Below are 13,952 nucleotides of genomic sequence, written 5' to 3'. Positions count from 1 at the left end.
GGGTGCGCGCGGGCCACGGGGTCGCCCGCCCCGGAGAATGACCCCATGCGCGCTACCCGCCTGATCAAGATGGTGCTGCTGTTGCAGTCCCGGCGCACCATGACCGCCGCCGAGCTGGCCGAGGAACTGGGCGTGAGCGAGCGCACCGTCACCCGCGACGCGCAGGCGCTGTCCGAGGCGGGCATCCCCGTCTACGCGGACCGGGGCCGCATCGGCGGCTACCGTCTGGTCGACGGCTACCGCACCCGGCTCACCGGGTTGGCTCGCGGTGAGGCGGAGGCCCTGTTCCTTTCGGGTGTGCCGTCCGCGCTGCGTGACATGGGCCTGGCGGACGCCGCTTCGGCGGCCCACCTCAAGGTGTCCGCCGCGCTGCTGCCCTCGTTGCAGGACGCCCCCCGCACCGCCGCCCAGCGCTTCCACCTGGACGCCCCGGGCTGGTTCCGGCAGCCGCAGACCCCGCCGCTGCTGCCCGCGGTGGCGGAGGCCGTCTGGGACGACCGCCGGGTCACCGTCCGCTACCGCCGCCGTGCCGACGCCGGCGGCGACCGCGAGGTGGCCCGCGACCTGGAGCCGCACGGGCTGGTCCTCAAGGCGGGCGTCTGGTACGTGTCCGCCCGCGTCGTCCCGGGGCCCGGCGAGGGCCCCGGCGGCGGCGCGTTCCGCGTGTACCGGGTCGACCGCTTCACCGCCGTCACCGCCGCCGAGGAGCATTTCGCGCGGGACGAGACGTTCGACCTGCCCGGGTTCTGGGCGGAGCAGGCGGCGGCGTTCGCGCGGGCGATCCTGCGGTCCACGGTGGTCGTACGGCTCTCCGCCGACGGCGCACGGCAGCTGCCGCACGCCGTCGATCCGGTGGCCGCCCAGGAGGCCCTCGCGGCGGCCGGTGACCCCGACGCGGACGGCTGGGTGACGGTGACCGTGCCGGTGGAGTCCGAGGACGTCGCCTACAGCCAGTTTCTGGCGCTGGGGCCTGAGGCGGAGGTGGTGCGCCCGGCCGTGCTGCGGGAACGGTTCACGCGGGCGGCGGAGCGGATGGCCGGGCGCTACCGGTGAGCCCGGCCGGCCCGAGTTCCCTGCCCCCGCGCACGCCGGGCGCCCGTGTGCCTACCGGTACTCCTCCGCTGAGCGCTCCGCGCCGCCCAGGGCGACCTCGGAGATGTACGCCCATGCGTCGGGGCGTGAGCCGTCCACGTCCGTGAAGCCGTACTCCTTAGCAAGGTCGCCGCTGGAGAGCGAGCCGCCGTTGAAGCGCGCCCGGTCCGGGTCGGCGGCGAGGGCGGCCACCGCGCGGCCGACGAAGACGGGTGACTCGGAGATCGCGAAGTGCGGCTCCCGGGCGATGGCGTCCCTCCAGTTCTCCTCCCTGACCCCGAAGTGGTCGAGCATCTGCTCGGAGCGCAGGAACCCGGGGGTGAGCGAGACCGCCGTGCCGCCCACGTCCTTCAGCTCCTCGCCCAGGGCCAGGGCCATCCGGATGGGTGCGCACTTGGCGAGGTCGTAGAAGAGGTTCACCCGGTAGCCGCGGTTGCTCTCGGCGGTGCCGTCGGTCATCTCGACGACCAGCCCACCAGGCCGCCGTACCAGCAGCGGCAGCGCGAGCCGGCTGGTGATGACATGGGCGCGCACGCCGAGTTCGAGCACCCGCAGGCCCTTGTCGAGGTCCGTCTCCCACAGCTTGGTGTCGAACTCGATGAGGTGTTCGCCGCCCCACAGGTCGTTGACCAGGATGTCCAGGCGGCCCTGCGCGCGTTCGATACGGTCGACGACGGCCTGCACCTGGTCAGGCTGAAGGTGATCGGTGGGGACGGCGATCCCCCGGCCGACCGGCGCGGCGGCCCCGGCGGCCCTGGTGCCGGTGCCGGCTTCGGCGACGGCGGCCTCGGCGGCTGCGGTGACGAGTTCCGCGGTCTCCTCGATGGTCTCGGTGGTCCTGCCCACCTCGCTGGCGTGCTGCCGTGTGGTGCGGCCGGTCACGTAGACGGTGGCGCCGGCCCGGCCCAGTTCGACGGCCATGGCGCGGCCCGCGCCCCGCGTGGCGCCCGCGACCAGGGCGACCCGGCCGGCAAGCGGCTGTGAGTTCTCCATGGCGGGAGCCTGGCAGCCAATGCCGACATCCTCTGTCGCCCTTTCCGGTGCTTCCCAGAGCGTGATGTTCCGGGACGCGTGTACACCAAATCGCGTACACTGGCTCCATGACCGACAACACCGTGACCGTGCGGGAAGCCCGCGCGCATCTGGCCGAGCACATCAACCGCGCCGAGGAAGGCGTTCCTACGGTCATCACGCGCAACGGCAGTCCGGTGGCCGCTGTGGTGCCGATCGCGGACCTCGAAGCGCTGGAGGAAGCGGCCGACATCATGCTGGCCCGGGAGGCGGAAGCGGTCCTGGCCGAGGGCGGTCCGACCGTGACGATGGCCGAAATGCTGGCGGACCTGTTCGCCGAACGTGGTGAAGACGCGGCGTGAAGTACGCGTTCCGGTTCACCGCGGCGGCGCAGCGGCAGCTGCGGGCCCTCGGCCAACCCGACGCGATGCGCATCCTGACGGCGCTGACCGCGCTCGGTGACGATCCGTACCGCGAGGACGCCGACGTCAAGAAGCTCAGCGGCCCGTCGGGGCTCTACCGGCTACGGGTCGGCAACCACCGGGTCGCTTACCAGATCAACGGCGGAGAACTCCTCATCCTCGTGGTCAAGGTGGGCGACCGGCGGGACGTCTACCGCAACCTGTAGCGCCCCAGCCGGCGCCGCCCCGCCCCGCGACTGCCTGAGCGGACGCTTCCGTGTAACGAAAGAGGCGTACATCGGGGGCATTGGGCGTGCACCGGCCCCTTCGCCGGATCATGCTGGACGGGTGATGGACGAGACGGAGTTCTGGGAGATCGTGGACGGCACCCGCGAGGCGGCCGACGGCGATCCCGAGGACCACGCCGAGCTGCTGGTGGACCGGCTGGCGCAGCTGGACCCCGACTCGGTCCTGGACTTCGCCCGGCACTTCGAGGCCCGCTACAACCGCGCCTACCGCTGGGACCTGTGGGGTGCCGCCTGGGTGCTGCTGGACGGCGCGAGCGACGACGTGTTCGACTCGTTCCGCTGCTGGCTGATCGGGCAGGGCCGGGAGATCTTCGAGGGCGCCGTGCACGACCCGGACTCGCTCGCCGACCTGCTGGACGACTTCGACGAGGAGATCGACGGCGACGGGGAGGACCTGGGCTACGCGGCGGACGAGGCCTACGAGCAGCTCACCGGCACCGTCATCCCCGACCTGGGCCTGCCGCCGGCGGCGCCGGAGCCGGAGGGCGTCCCGGTCGACTTCGAGAACGCGGACTCGCTGGCCCGCGGCTACCCGCGGCTCTGGGAACGGTTCGGCTAGGTCCTGTCGTCAAACTCCCGTCGTTGCCCGAAGGGCGGTCCGGCGGCTCCCCCACTGCCTGAAGGGCGTGGGCGGTACCCCCAGTGCGTGCTCTGGGGGTCCCCCCTGCTCGAAGAGCTTGGGGGAGTGCCGGGCGCGAGTCCGCGTACGCATGGGGGCACCTCCCACGCCGTTCAGGCAGTGGGGGAGTACGTGGGCTTGCGCCCGGTGCGGCGAGAGTGCGTGCATGGCGTCGCCAGGCAGACGGGAGTTTGACGACAGGGCCTAGCCGGCCGTCACAGGCTGCGTCCCATCATCACATCGTCGACGTACTCGCCGGCCAGGTAGAACTCCCCCGGCTGGATGCCCTCGACGGCGAACCCCATCGACTCGTACAGCTTGCGCGCCGGCGCATTGTGGCCGAGCACCCGCAGGGTGATGCGGCGTGCGCCCTGGCGGCGCGCCGCGTCCATCACCGCCGACAGCAACGCCCTGGCGACTCCCCGACCGCGCGCCTCCTCCGCGACCAGCAGCCCCTGGATCTGCCGGACGTGCGCGTTGGACGCCAGCGGTGTGGCGAAGCCGAGCCGGATGTATCCGGAAACCCGGCCGTCGAGTTCGGCGACGAGGAAGTCCTCGGGCAGGCACGTCTCGTGGAAGAAGGGCCCGTAGGGAGGCTCCTGCGGAGGCTTGACGGCGTGCAACGTGGACCAGCTGTCCCGGTCGATACGGCCGAGCGCGTCCTCGTCATCGAGCCGGGCGACTCGTACGAAGAGGTCTGAGGTCTGCGCCATGAGGTCACTGTACGGGTGCGCGGAGCAGCCTCTTCCCCCAGGTACCCCTGTACGCCTGCGTGTTCGACCACCTCCGGCACGGGGTGCGGCCCGGCCCACACGCGCCCGGCTCCCGTGGGCGGTGCGGGAAACCGCGTCCTTTCCGGGTGACACCGGCGGTGGAAGGGCGTCGCGCCCCGCCTCCGGCGGCAGGATGGGGGCATGCACCCCACTCGTATCGCCGTGGCCGGCGCTTCCGGTCTGATCGGCTCCGCGCTGGTCCGCTCGCTCACCGCCGACGGGCACGACGTGGTCCGGCTGGTCCGCAGGCCGCCCCGCGAGCCCGACGAGGTGCGCTGGGACCCCGCACGGCGGTACGTCGACGCGGCGGGCCTCACGGGCTGCGACGCGGTCGTGAACCTGGCGGGCGTCAACATCGCTGCACGCCGTTGGAACGAAGCCCACAAGAAGGCGGTGCGCGACAGCCGGGTGCAGGGCACCGCCACGCTCGCCGGGGCGCTCGCGACCCTCGGGACGCCCCCGCGGGTGTTCGTGAACGGCAGTGCGGTCGGCTTCTACGGGGACACCGGAGAGCGGGCCGTCGACGAGAGCGCCCCGGCCGGCGAGGGGTTCCTGCCGTCCCTGTGCCAGGAGTGGGAGGGTGCCGCCGCGCCCGCCCAGGACGCCGGCGTGCGCACCGTGTTCGCCCGGACCGGGATGGTCGTGGCGCGTGAGGGCGGGGCCTGGCAGCGGCTCTTCCCGCTCTTCAAGGCGGGCCTCGGCGGCCGGCTGGGTGACGGCCGGCAGTACTGGAGCTGTATCGCGCTCGGGGACGAGGTGGCCGCGCTGCGCCGGCTCCTCGCCGACGAGAGCCTGTCGGGCCCGGTCAACCTCACCGGCCCCGAGCCCTGCACCAATCGCGAGCTGACCGCCGCGATGGGCCGCGTACTGCACCGCCCGACGCCGTTCGCGGTACCGGCCCCGGTCCTGCGGCTGGCCCTGGGCGAGCTGGCGAACGACACGCTCACCAGCCAACGCGTCCTGCCGGCCCGGCTGCTGGCGTCCGGCTTCACGTTCACGTCCGGCACCATCGAGGAGATGCTGCGCGCGGCCCTCGCCTGATACCCGGGCCGCCGTCCGGGCGGCACGCGAGCCGGGCGCCGTGTCGCCGTTCCTCGCACCGCGGGCACGGACGGTGCCGCGCGCACTCGCGACCTCGACACGGGTCCCGCCCGTGGTGCCGTCGGCGCGGCTGCTCGTGAACGACGCCGGTCCCGCCGGTGCTCCCCCAGGCGTCACGCAGGCAGCCAGTTGCCGTGGAACCCGTGCGGTACGCGGCTGGGCAGGTGGATGCTGGCGATCGTCTCCAGAGTGCCGGCGTCGAGGAGTTCCAGGTCGCTCCGGTCCTTCTCACGGTCGTACACCAGGCCCATGAGCACGCCGTCGTCCTCGGCGGCGCCGGACGAGTTCGGCTCGAAGACGAACTCACCGGCCTCGCGACCCGCGCCGAAGGACCGGGCCGCGGTCGCACCCCGAACGATGTCGTGCTTGAGGAGGGTGTCGCTCGGGCCGCTGCCGTTCAGGACGAGGGAGTATCCGTAGCGGTGCCGGTGGCCGACGAGGCGCTCGTCGATGCGGGGGTACTCCTGCGGCCGGTCGTCGACCGTTTCCTCGCGTACCCGGCCCGCGCCCGGGTCTATCGTCCAGCGGGCCAGGGTCGGAGCGCCCTCCTCGCCGGGTCCGTGCTGCTCCCGGTCGAACATCTTCTCGTGCCGGACCAGCTCCAGCACGATCGTGTCGCCGTCGTCGTAGGCGTTCAGCGGGTGGAACACGTAGCAGGGTCGCACGTCGAACCAGCGCACGTCGTCGGCGCCGCCCGTGCGCGGCATGATGCCGACCCGTGCCGGGTACGCCGGGTTCCAGGCATACGGGAGCACGCCGTTCGCGCCGGTCTTGCGGACGGCCCTCGCGCTGATCGGGTCCGGCACCCGCACCCGGCCGATGAGCGCCGACAGCACCATCCGCGCGGGGCCGCGCAGGAACCGCGGCACCGTGGCCTCGGCCGCCCGGCGCGGGGCGAACGTCACCGGCAGGTCGTAGAAGACGACATGGGACTCGGTGAGCGAGAAGTCATGCATCATCGGGCTGCCGCCGACCCGCACGTCGACCGTGCGGCGGACGCGTCCGGCCGGGTCGGTCACCGAGTAGCGCACCCGGTTCCCCCAGCCGAAGAAGTACGACACCGCGTGCAGCTCGCCGGTCCGCGGATCGCGCTTGGGGTGGGCGGTGTAGCCGCCGCGCAACGTGCCGTCGAAGTCGCACGGCCCGACGGTGTCCAACTCTTCGGTGAGCTCGTAGCCCAACAGCCCCGACTCGACCAGCGCCAGCGTGCGGCCGGCATGACCGACGACGTTCGTGTTCGGGCCGAGTTCGTGGTGGGACGGGCCGGTGAGACGACGCCCTCCGGAGGCGTCGAGCGCACGGTCGAGACCGGGGGAACGTACCCAGCGGTTCCGGTACCACTCGGCCCGGCCGTCCCGGATGCGTATGCCGTGCACCATGCCGTCGCCCGTGAACCAGTGATACGTGTCCGGGTCGACCTCGCACGCCGGGTTCGGCCCGTTGCGCAGATAGCGGCCGTCCAGATGCTCCGGGATGGTGCCGGTCACCGGTAGGTCGACGGCGGTGTGCTCCTGGTCGACCGGCGCGTAGTTGCCCTCCAGAAACAGCATCGGAGACCTCCATAACGTTGTTATGGTCGGGTATAACAACGTTATGGCAGACTGGCAAGGGTGAGCGCGGAAACCACCCGCGGCCGCCTGCTGGAGGCCGCCCTGCATCTGCTGGCCGAGGGCGGGCCGGGGGCACTCCAGGCCCGGCGACTCGCGGCCGAGTCGGGTACGTCGACGATGGCCGTCTACACACACTTCGGCGGGATGCGGGAGCTTGTCCGCGAACTCGCGCAGGAGGGGTTCGTCCGGCTCAGCCGGCGGCTCGGGCAGGTGCCGCGCACCGATGACACGGTCGCCGACCTGCTCGCGCTCGGACTGGCCTACCGCGACCACGCGCTCGACAACCCCTCGCTCTACCGGCTGATGTTCGGCGTGACGACGCCGGACGCCGTGCGATACCGGGGCGAGCAGCTGGACGTCGTCACGTTGTCGAGCGACCTGACCAAGGGGCAACCCGCGTTCGCCCAGCTGGTGGACGCCGTCCGACGGGTCATCGCAGCGGGCCGGATCCGACCGGCCGACCCCGGCCTGATCGCGATGCAGTTCTGGAGCGCGACGCACGGCTACGTGCTGCTGGAGATCGCCGGCTTCTTCGACGGCGCCCCGGGCATCGAGCAGGCGCTGCTACCACTCGCCACCACACTGCTCGTCGGCCTCGGCGACACGGCCGAAGCCGTCGAGCGCTCCGCCGCGCGACTCAGGGCGGCACGCTGACGCGGCCGGGCGACGTGCGACACAGCCCGAACCGACATGCGACATGACCGTATTCGACGGTATGCGACCTCTGTGCGCCCGTGCCCGGTCAATGCGCGACTGTCATCCGCCCCCTTCATGCCTACTCTCGACCAAAACGCGGGTACGCCCGACGGCTGTCGGGGCATCAGCCCTCCAGCAGCCGCGCAACCTCGGGGAGGGCACGTGCTTGAGCCTGCGCACCGTGTGGACGTCGTAGTCGTGGGAGCCTCGGTCGCCGGGCTCTCGGCCGCCCAGCAACTGACCGGGGCGGGGGTGCACACCGTGGTCCTGGATTCCCGTGCGGAACCCGGCGGCCATATGACGACCGAGCAGCTCGACGGTTTCCGGCTGGACCGCACCGGCCGGCTGCTGCTCGCCACCTACCAGGAGCTACGGCATGTGCCGGGGCTCGACGAGCTGGTGCTCCGGCCGTTCGCATCGGGCGCCGTGGTGCGCAGCGGTGACCGGCTGCATCACGTGGGCGAACCGGCCCGCGCCGAGGGCCGCCGCGCCGGACGGGGACGTGCACTCCCCCACCGCCTGAACGGCGAGGGCGGGGACACCTCTGGAGGTACCTCCCACGCCCTTCAAGGCAGTGGGGGAGCCCGTTCCGGGCGGTGGGAGAACACCCCCGGCCTCAGAGGAGTGTCGGGCGCCTCCAGAGGAGGCATGACGGGCGCACGGGGCGCGGCGCGCGCCCTGGTGATGGGTGCCCGACCGTATCGGCCCACGTCGTTCGGCCGCCCGATGGAGCGGGCCCGGCTCGGCGCGGTGCTCGCCCGGCTGGCCGCGGTCGACGAGAAGCGGTTGCTGGCCCGGCCCGAGCAGCCCACCGCCGAGGCGCTCATCGCACGGGGCCTGTCCACGGGGGCCGCCAGCGGTCTGCTGCGCCCGTTGCTCAGCGCATTGCTGTGCGACCCGGACCTGACCACGTCCAGCCGGTACGCGGACCTGGCGCTGGCCGCCTTCGCCCGTGGCAGGCTGTGCCTGCCGGAGGGCGGTGCGCACACGCTGCCCGGCCGGCTGGTGTCCGCGCTGCCGCCCGGCACCGTACACACCGGGGTACGCGTGACCGGGGTGTCCACCACGTCCGTGACCACCGAGGAACACGGCGAGATCCGGTGCGACGCGGTGCTGCTCGCCACCGGCCCCGGTTCGGCCGCCGCCCTGCTGCCCGGTCTCAGGGTGCCGCCGTCCCACCCGGTGACGGTCGTGCACCATGCCGCGGACGAGCCGCCGTTCGCGGGTGGCGCTCTCCTCGTCGACGCGGATCGCGCGGGTCCGGTCGCACACACCGCGGTGGCCAGCGAGATCGACCCGTCCCGTGTCCCCCCTGGCCGGGTGCTCGTGTCGTCCACGGTGCTCGGTGCGCCCACCGCCGACCTCGACCGGGCGGTACGCGCCCAGTTGGCCGAGCTCTACGGCACGTCGACGACGGGCTGGGAACTGCTCGCCGTGCACCACGATCCCGAGGCGGTGCCCGCGATGCCGCCGCCGCACGACCGCTTGCGGCCCGTGCGGGTGCTGTCGGGCCTGTATGTGTGCGGGGAGCACCGGGACACCAGCACGGTGCAGGGGGCCCTGCATTCCGGGCGGCGCGCCGCCCAGGCCCTGCTCGCCGACTTCGCGGCGGCTCCCGCACGTGAACCGGAGCCGCCGCACGCCGAACCGGTACCGCTGCGCGCCGTCGCGTGAGCCGTGAACGCCGATCCGCCGGCGCATGAGCCGTGAACGCCGATCGGGCGCCCTTGGTGTCAAGGGCGCCCGAAGGCGTACGCACCGGCGCGGGTGGCCGCGACGGCTCGGGCGTCAGCCCAGGGCCGCGACCCGCTCGCGGTATCCGCGCACCGGCGGGGCATCGCGGTAGGGCTCGAGGCGGCGCTCGAAGTCGCGCAGATACTCATGGGCCCGTACCGAGCGCATGTCAGCAGCCTGCTCGGCCGCCTCCGCGCCCAGTTGGCAGGCCTGTTCCAGCTCGCCCAGGCCGAGCCGGGCGGTGGCGAGCACCACACGGCAGAAGAGCCGGCTGCGGGCGTAACCGGGGGCCCGCAGTTGCAGCGAACGCTCGGCGTGCTGGGCGGCGGCCCGGTACTGCTGGAGATCGCGGTGGCAGTGCCCGAACTCGTCGGCGAGCTGTGCCTCGTCGAAGAAGCGCACCCACTGCGGAGGCTCCTCACCGGCGCGCGCCGTCTCCAGCGCCCGCTCGGCCCGGGCCAGCGAGGCCGTGCAGGCACGCACCTCGCCGAGCACACCGTGCCCGCGCGCCTCTGCCGCGTGCAGCAGGGCCTGCACGGTGTACGGCACCGCGGAGCCGACGCCCTGCTGGGCGACCCGGGCGAGCTGCACCGCCTCCCGGCCGTGGCCGAGGTAGACCGCCTGGCGGCTCATCGTGACCAGGACGTACGCCCCGTAGGCGCGGTCCCCGGCCGCCTGGGCGAGCCGCAGGGCCTGCACGAAGTAGCGCTGTGCGAGGCCGTGTGCCGCGATGTCGTAGGAGGTCCAGCCGGCCAGCCGGGTCAGCTCGCCCGCGGCGGCGAACAGCTTGCGGCCGGTCTGCTCGCCGTACACGCCGCGCAGCATCGGCTCACATTCGTGTTCCAGGTAGCGCACCAGGGCCTGGCGGGCGTGGCCGCCACCGTAGGCGTGGTCCAGGGTGCGGAAGAGGTCCCCGACCGAGCGCAGCGCAGCGATGTCTCCGCCGGTCACCCGCTGTCCCGGACCGCGCTCGATGCTGCGCCTGCGCTGCTCGACCAGGGCCTGGCGGCCCGGTTCCGGGACGCCGGTGGGCACGCGGGGGGTCCCGGCGGGCACGCCGCGGCCCTGCTCGGGGATGCGGGCGCCGGGCCGGCCGTCCCTGACCGGCCGGTCGGCGGTGCGGCCGGCCGGTGCGCCGGGGCGGTCGGGGACGGTGCGCCCGTCCAGCCGACCGCTGGGCGCCGGGCGCTCGTCGGCGCGTGCCACCCGCTCGTCCGGCCGGCCGATCAGCCAGTCACGGCTGGGGACGACGAGTCCGGCGGGGGTGAACGCGATCTTGCGTAGTTCGGCGTGGCTGCCGGAGTCCTTGCGCCACAGCCCGCCGACGATGTCGACGGCCTCCTCGGGCGTCGCGGCGAACTCCAGGCCGGCGTAGACGGGCGCCGACGCGTCGAGACCCAGGTCCTGGGTGCTCAACCGTCGACCGAGGCGTCTGGTGAAGACCTCGGCGATCAGCGCCGGCGTGGTCCCTCTGGGCTGCTGCCCACGCAGCCAGCGCGTCACCGACGTCTTGTCGTACCGCAGGTCGAGCCCGTGCTCCACGCCGAGCTGGTCGACTCGGCGCGCCAGACCTGCGTTGGAGAATCCTGCCTCCGCGATCAAGGCGGCAAGCTGGCGGTTGGGGGTGCGCTGCGGAGGTCGTTCCGTCATCTGCTGTGCGGTCTCCTGCCTTCCGAACCCGTCGTGAGCAGCTCTTTGTGAGGCTGCAGGAAGCTGCGGGGAGCGACGTGATCTCGTGGTCGGCGTGAATGTAACGGCCAACGCTGTCCTCATCGCCAGCTTCGCCCCGCATTCATCCGATCGTGTGAGGATTAGTCCGAGGACTGACGCTCGACCTGGCCCCGTAGAGTGGCAGGGGCGCCCCCGCACCTGCGGGGGTCACCGACGAGCGGCGCGAGAGCGGCGCACACCGGCACGGCGCGCGGGCACGCACGCGGGGGCGGCTTCTCCATGAGTCGCGTGCGCGAGGTACCCGGCGCGCCGAGGGCCGGGGGATGCGGCGCCGGTTTCGGTGGTTGCGGCGGCGCCGCACGGTCGCTGTTCAGGCGCCGCACGGTCGCTGTTCAAGGGAGGCACTTGCCGTGAGTGAGATGCGGTTCGTCCGGCTCGGGTTCGGGGCGGACGCGGTCGAGTACCAGCAGGCCTGGGACGAGCAGCGCCGGGTGCACGCGGCCCGGTTCGCCGACGAGGTTCCCGACACCTGCCTGCTGCTCGAACACCCGCCCGTCTACACCGCCGGCCGCCGGACGGCCCCCGCCGAGCGCCCGCTCGACGGCACCCCGGTCATCGACGTGGACCGCGGCGGCAAGATCACCTGGCATGGGCCCGGTCAGCTGGTCGGCTATCCGATCATGAAGCTGCCGCGGCCGGTCGACGTGGTCGCGCACGTGCGCCGCCTGGAGGAGGCCCTGATCCGCACCTGCGCCGACTTCGGCCTGGCCACCACGCGGGTGGAGGGCCGCAGCGGTGTGTGGGTGCTGGGCGACGCCAAGGATCCGGGCGAGCAGGCGTCCGCCTTCGGTGGCCTGGCGCTCGACTTCGACCCGCGCCTGGCGGACGACGAGTTCGACCCCCGGCTGAACGGCCCGGAGTACGCCCCGTCCAACGCCGGCCAGCGGCGCGAGGACCGCAAGATCGCCGCGATCGGCATCCGGGTCGCCAAGGGCGTGACCATGCACGGGTTCGCGCTGAACGTGAACCCGGACAACACCTGGTTCGACCGGATCGTGCCGTGCGGCATCCGGGACGCGGGGGTGACGTCCCTCGCCTACGAGCTGGGCCGCGACATCACCGTCGAGGAGGTGCTGCCCGTGGTCGTCGAACACCTGCGGGACGTGCTGGAGAACGCCGACCCGAAGCCCCGGCCCGTGGCGCAGCCGGCCCCGGCGTCCGCACCGGCGGGTGCCGGCCGACCCTGATCCACCGGCCCGTCCCGGGCCCGCCGGCCCCCACCGCGGCGGGGGAATGCACCCGGCCGGCCGGAGGTTGGGTGGGGCGAGGAGCCGTACTCCTTACGGGCGTACGCTGGGGTGCGCCGAAGAATCGAAGACACAACCCCGGAAGACACCACCCAGTCGTAACCCGGCTGGAGATCCAGGAAGCAGGGAGCCCCCGTGTCCGCAGCCGCACCCGAAGGGCAGTCAGCGCCCACGCCTGACGGCCGGCGAATGCTGCGCCTGGAGGTCCGCAACAGCCAGACCCCCATCGAGCGCAAGCCCGAGTGGATCAAGACCAGGGCGAAAATGGGCCCCGAGTACCAGGCCATGCAGAAGCTCGTGAAGAGCGAGGGCCTGCACACGGTCTGCCAGGAAGCGGGCTGCCCGAACATCTACGAGTGCTGGGAGGACCGCGAGGCCACCTTCCTCATCGGCGGCGACCAGTGCACCCGGCGCTGCGACTTCTGCCAGATCGACACCGGCAAGCCGCAGCCCCTGGACCGCGACGAGCCGCGTCGCGTCGGCGAGTCCGTCCGGACCATGGACCTGAACTACGCCACCATCACCGGCGTCGCACGCGACGACCTGGCGGACGGCGGCGCCTGGCTGTACGCGGAGACGGTGCGCAGGATCCATGCGATGACCGCCGACCGCGAGGCCGGCCGCACCAAGGTCGAGCTGCTGATCCCCGACTTCAACGCCGAGCCGGACCAGCTCGCCGAGGTCTTCTCGGCCCGCCCCGAGGTGCTCGCCCACAACGTGGAGACGGTGCCGCGGATCTTCAAGCGGATCCGCCCCGGGTTCCGTTACGAGCGCTCCCTGAAGGTGATCACCGAGGCCCGCGCCGCCGGCCTGGTCACCAAGTCCAACCTCATCCTCGGCATGGGCGAGGAGCGCGCCGAGGTCAGCGAGGCGCTGCGGCAGCTGCACGAGGCGGGGTGCGAGCTGATCACCATCACCCAGTACCTGCGCCCGTCCGTGCGCCACCACCCGGTGGAGCGCTGGGTGAAGCCGCACGAGTTCGTGGAGCTGAAGGAGGAGGCCGAGGCGATCGGCTTCTCCGGCGTCATGTCGGGTCCGCTGGTCCGCTCCTCGTACCGGGCGGGGCGGTTGTACAAGATGGCGATGGAGCGCCGCGGGGACCGCGTGGCGTCGCAGGCGGTCTGACGTCCCGGACGGACGCGGTTCGCCCGTTCGGCGGCCCGGTAAATGTGAAACTGCGCACAAGCCATTACCGTCGGGTACGGGCGGTGGCGCGGCGCCTTCGCCCGGTCGCCGCAGGTAGCGGCCCGGCGTGGCGCGTCACCGGCGGTTTCACCTCGCCCGCCCGGCCTTCATGACCGTTTGACCGGCCGGTCACGCCCTGGTAACACCGAACCGTAACGGTGGACGTACACCGCGTACCTCCGGTACCGCCACCGGTACGCGCCACCGTTTCGTCCACCGCAAAAACCGCTCTTCGCGCTCCCAGGGGGACCCTCGCCATGCAGGCAGCGCCCGTCCGCAGCTCCCGTCCGTCCGTCACCGCCGCACTGCGCGCTGTCGAGGCGCTGCTGTTGAACGGCGGCCAGCGCACCGCCCGCCGCAACGCCTGGACCTGCGTACTCGAGGACCGCCGCCGCGCCGAGGACCGGATCGAGGTGCAGCGCATGCTCGACCGGCTCGGCGCCG

General features: G+C 72.9%; 13 protein-coding genes and 1 pseudogene. 10 read left to right on the top strand and 4 right to left on the bottom strand.

Annotated elements, in window-relative coordinates; translation table 11 throughout:
* Positions 1 to 45: 45 nt before the first annotated feature.
* On the top strand, positions 46 to 1,053 hold the full coding sequence (locus tag NQO67_RS17520; protein WP_255950940.1) for a helix-turn-helix transcriptional regulator: 1,008 nt from the start codon (positions 46 to 48) through the stop codon (positions 1,051 to 1,053).
* Positions 1,054 to 1,104: 51 nt separating this feature from the next.
* Here NQO67_RS17520 and NQO67_RS17515 read toward each other — a convergent pair whose 3' ends face one another.
* Positions 1,105 to 2,085, bottom strand: a complete 981-nt coding sequence (locus tag NQO67_RS17515) for an SDR family oxidoreductase (RefSeq protein ID WP_255950939.1) — start codon at positions 2,083 to 2,085, stop codon at positions 1,105 to 1,107.
* A gap of 107 nt (positions 2,086 to 2,192) precedes the next feature.
* Here NQO67_RS17515 and NQO67_RS17510 point away from each other — a divergent pair, with 107 nt between their 5' ends.
* The 3 genes from NQO67_RS17510 (at position 2,193) to NQO67_RS17500 (ending at position 3,371) form a co-directional block, all read left to right on the top strand.
* Positions 2,193 to 2,465 (top strand): type II toxin-antitoxin system Phd/YefM family antitoxin, encoded by a 273-nt coding sequence (locus tag NQO67_RS17510; protein ID WP_255950938.1) that lies wholly within the window; start codon positions 2,193 to 2,195, stop codon positions 2,463 to 2,465.
* Positions 2,462 to 2,731 carry a type II toxin-antitoxin system RelE family toxin gene (locus NQO67_RS17505; RefSeq protein ID WP_255950937.1) on the top strand — a complete coding sequence of 90 codons (270 nt, stop codon included), beginning with the start codon at positions 2,462 to 2,464 and terminating at the stop codon, positions 2,729 to 2,731. The genes NQO67_RS17510 and NQO67_RS17505 overlap by 4 nt, the downstream gene beginning before the upstream one ends.
* A 124-nt stretch (positions 2,732 to 2,855) precedes the next feature.
* A complete protein-coding gene (locus NQO67_RS17500) occupies positions 2,856 to 3,371 on the top strand; it encodes a DUF4240 domain-containing protein (RefSeq protein WP_255951027.1) in 516 nt (171 codons plus the stop codon).
* A 275-nt stretch (positions 3,372 to 3,646) separates the two neighbouring features.
* Here the strand turns inward: NQO67_RS17500 and NQO67_RS17495 are convergent, their stop codons facing one another.
* The gene (locus tag NQO67_RS17495) at positions 3,647 to 4,144 is read right to left on the bottom strand and encodes a GNAT family N-acetyltransferase (RefSeq protein WP_255950936.1); all 498 of its coding nucleotides are present in this window, start codon (positions 4,142 to 4,144) and stop codon (positions 3,647 to 3,649) included.
* 201 nt (positions 4,145 to 4,345) lie between these two features.
* Here NQO67_RS17495 and NQO67_RS17490 point away from each other — a divergent pair, with 201 nt between their 5' ends.
* Positions 4,346 to 5,245 (top strand): TIGR01777 family oxidoreductase, encoded by a 900-nt coding sequence (locus NQO67_RS17490; protein WP_255950935.1) that lies wholly within the window; start codon positions 4,346 to 4,348, stop codon positions 5,243 to 5,245.
* Positions 5,246 to 5,418: 173 nt separating this feature from the next.
* Here the strand turns inward: NQO67_RS17490 and NQO67_RS17485 are convergent, their stop codons facing one another.
* Positions 5,419 to 6,855: a carotenoid oxygenase family protein gene (locus NQO67_RS17485; protein ID WP_255950934.1), complete on the bottom strand. Its 1,437-nt coding sequence runs from the start codon at positions 6,853 to 6,855 to the stop codon at positions 5,419 to 5,421.
* Between the two features lie 60 nt (positions 6,856 to 6,915).
* Here NQO67_RS17485 and NQO67_RS17480 point away from each other — a divergent pair, with 60 nt between their 5' ends.
* Together NQO67_RS17480 and NQO67_RS17475 are read left to right on the top strand one after the other, a co-directional pair.
* Complete coding sequence (locus NQO67_RS17480; RefSeq protein ID WP_255950933.1) at positions 6,916 to 7,569, top strand: WHG domain-containing protein; 654 nt, start codon at positions 6,916 to 6,918, stop codon at positions 7,567 to 7,569.
* 204 nt (positions 7,570 to 7,773) lie between these two features.
* Entirely contained in the window at positions 7,774 to 9,285 is a 1,512-nt protein-coding gene (locus tag NQO67_RS17475; RefSeq protein WP_255950930.1) for an FAD-dependent oxidoreductase, read from the top strand.
* 114 nt (positions 9,286 to 9,399) lie between these two features.
* Here NQO67_RS17475 and NQO67_RS17470 read toward each other — a convergent pair whose 3' ends face one another.
* On the bottom strand, positions 9,400 to 10,995 hold the full coding sequence (locus tag NQO67_RS17470; protein WP_255950929.1) for an NsdA family TPR-like regulatory protein: 1,596 nt from the start codon (positions 10,993 to 10,995) through the stop codon (positions 9,400 to 9,402).
* Between the two features lie 431 nt (positions 10,996 to 11,426).
* Here NQO67_RS17470 and lipB point away from each other — a divergent pair, with 431 nt between their 5' ends.
* From lipB to NQO67_RS44785, 3 genes and pseudogenes are all read left to right on the top strand, one after another.
* Complete coding sequence (gene lipB, locus NQO67_RS17465) at positions 11,427 to 12,263, top strand: lipoyl(octanoyl) transferase LipB (protein WP_255950928.1); 837 nt, start codon at positions 11,427 to 11,429, stop codon at positions 12,261 to 12,263.
* A gap of 249 nt (positions 12,264 to 12,512) precedes the next feature.
* Entirely contained in the window at positions 12,513 to 13,448 is a 936-nt protein-coding gene (gene lipA / locus NQO67_RS17460; RefSeq protein WP_255951026.1) for a lipoyl synthase, read from the top strand.
* A gap of 317 nt (positions 13,449 to 13,765) precedes the next feature.
* A pseudogene (locus tag NQO67_RS44785) lies at positions 13,766 to 13,939 on the top strand (SCO2195 family GlnR-regulated protein); the annotation flags it as partial.
* Between the last annotated feature and the right edge of the window lie 13 nt (positions 13,940 to 13,952).

This window comes from Streptomyces odontomachi, assembly GCF_024435355.1.
GTDB lineage: Bacteria > Actinomycetota > Actinomycetes > Streptomycetales > Streptomycetaceae > Streptomyces > Streptomyces odontomachi.
Note: the sequence above shows the minus strand (reverse complement) of the source record. Positions and strands in the feature narration are given on the sequence as shown.